Here is a 2,381-nt window from a genome sequence, read left to right as displayed (position 1 = left end):
TCAAGGATCTTACCGCTGTTGAGATCCAGTTCGATGTAACCCACTCGTGCACCCAACTGATCTTCAGCATCTTTTACTTTCACCAGCGTTTCTGGGTGAGCAAAAACAGGAAGGCAAAATGCCGCAAAAAAGGGAATAAGGGCGACACGAAAATGTTGAATACTCATACTCTTCCTTTTTCAATATTATTGAAGCATTTACCAGGGTTATTGTCTCATGAGCGGATACATATTTGAATGTATTTAGAAAAATAAACAAATAGGGGTTCCGCGCACATTTCCCCGAAAAGTGCCACCTGACGTCTAAGAAACCATTATTATCATGACATTAACCTATAAAAATAGGCGTATCACGAGGCCCTTTCGTCTTCAAGAATTTTATAAACCGTGGAGCGGGCAATACTGAGCTGATGAGCAATTTCCGTTGCACCAGTGCCCTTCTGATGAAGCGTCAGCACGACGTTCCTGTCCACGGTACGCCTGCGGCCAAATTTGATTCCTTTCAGCTTTGCTTCCTGTCGGCCCTCATTCGTGCGTTCTAGGATCCTCCGGCGTTCAGCCTGTGCCACAGCCGACAGGATGGTGACCACCATTTGCCCCATATCACCGTCGGTACTGATCCCGTCATCAATGAACCGGACTGCCACGCCCTGAGCGTCAAATTCCTTTATCAGTTGGATCATATCGGCAGTGTCGCGGCCAAGACGGTCGAGCTTCTTAACCAGAATGACATCACCTTCCTCCACCTTCATCCTCAGCAAATCCAGCCCTTCCCGGTCTGTTGAACTGCCGGATGCCTTATCGGTAAATATACGGTTTGCTTTCACACCTGCGTCTTTGAGTGCTCTGACCTGAAGATCAAGAGACTGCTGACTGGTTGAGACCCGAGCGTAACCAAAAAGTCGCATAAAAATGTACCTTAAATCGAATATCGGACAACTCATGTCTATTATTACAAATTTACGATTTAATAGACATATTAATGTAACAGTTTTACGATGTCCGATAATTTATAACATTTCGTACGGTTGGAAAAATGTTACTAAATGCCCGTCAGGCAGGGAGGCCGATATGCCCGTTGACTTTCTGACCACTGAGCAGACTGAAAGCTATGGCAGATTCACCGGTGAACCGGATGAGCTTCAGCTGGCACGATATTTTCACCTTGATGAAGCAGACAAGGAATTTATCGGAAAAAGCAGAGGTGATCACAACCGTCTGGGCATTGCCCTGCAAATTGGATGTGTCCGTTTTCTGGGCACCTTCCTCACCGATATGAATCATATTCCTTCCGGCGTCCGGCATTTTACCGCCAGACAGCTCGGGATTCGTGATATCACCGTTCTTGCAGAATACGGTCAGAGGGAAAATACCCGCCGTGAGCATGCAGCGCTGATACGTCAGCACTATCAGTATCGTGAATTTGCCTGGCCCTGGACATTTCGCCTTACCCGTCTTTTATATACCCGGAGCTGGATAAGCAACGAACGTCCTGGCCTGCTTTTCGATCTGGCGACAGGGTGGCTTATGCAACATCGTATTATTCTCCCCGGAGCCACTACGCTGACCCGGTTGATTTCAGAGGTAAGGGAAAAGGCGACGTTGCGCCTGTGGAACAAACTGGCACTGATACCGTCAGCCGAACAGCGTTCACAGCTGGAGATGCTGCTGGGGCCAACTGATTGCAGCCGCCTGTCTTTACTGGAATCACTGAAAAAGGGCCCTGTGACCATCAGTGGTCCGGCGTTTAATGAAGCAATTGAACGCTGGAAAACTCTGAACGATTTTGGCCTGCATGCTGAAAACCTGAGTACACTCCCGGCTGTGCGCCTGAAAAATCTCGCACGTTATGCTGGTATGACTTCGGTGTTCAATATTGCCAGGATGTCACCGCAGAAAAGGATGGCGGTTCTGGTTGCCTTTGTCCTTGCATGGGAAACGCTGGCGCTGGATGATGCATTGGACGTTCTGGACGCCATGCTGGCCGTTATCATCCGTGACGCCAGAAAGATTGGGCAGAAAAAACGGCTCCGCTCGCTGAAGGATCTGGATAAATCTGCATTGGCGCTCGCCAGCGCATGTTCGTACCTGCTGAAAGAAGAAACACCGGACGAATCGATTCGTGCTGAGGTGTTCAGCTACATCCCAAGGCAAAAGCTGGCTGAAATCATCACGCTTGTCCGTGAAATTGCCCGGCCCTCAGACGATAATTTTCATGAAGAAATGGTGGAGCAGTACGGGCGCGTTCGTCGTTTCCTGCCCCATCTGCTGAATACCGTTAAATTTTCATCCGCACCTGCCGGGGTTACCACTCTGAATGCCTGTGACTACCTCAGCCGGGAGTTCAGCTCACGGCGGCAGTTTTTTGACGACGCACCAACG

The 2,381-nt window shown here is 49.2% G+C and carries 1 protein-coding gene and 1 pseudogene; one reads left to right on the top strand and one right to left on the bottom strand.

All coding sequences use genetic code 11. The annotated features are described in order from the left end of the window. Nucleotides 1–349: 349 nt before the first annotated feature. A complete protein-coding gene (locus ACFFNX_RS47815; protein ID WP_001235713.1) occupies nt 350–907 on the bottom strand; it encodes a recombinase family protein in 558 nt (185 codons plus the stop codon). 163 nt (nt 908–1,070) lie between these two features. On the opposite strand from ACFFNX_RS47815, the pseudogene ACFFNX_RS47810 reads away from it, so the two are divergent. Next, nucleotides 1,071–2,381 (top strand): annotated as a pseudogene (locus ACFFNX_RS47810) (Tn3-like element Tn3 family transposase); the annotation flags it as partial.

It is taken from the genome of Actinoallomurus acaciae (assembly GCF_042429965.1).
GTDB classification, from domain to species: domain Bacteria; phylum Actinomycetota; class Actinomycetes; order Streptosporangiales; family Streptosporangiaceae; genus Actinoallomurus; species Actinoallomurus acaciae.
The sequence above is the reverse complement of the archived record's forward strand: the minus strand, read 5'-3'. Positions and strand labels throughout refer to the sequence as shown.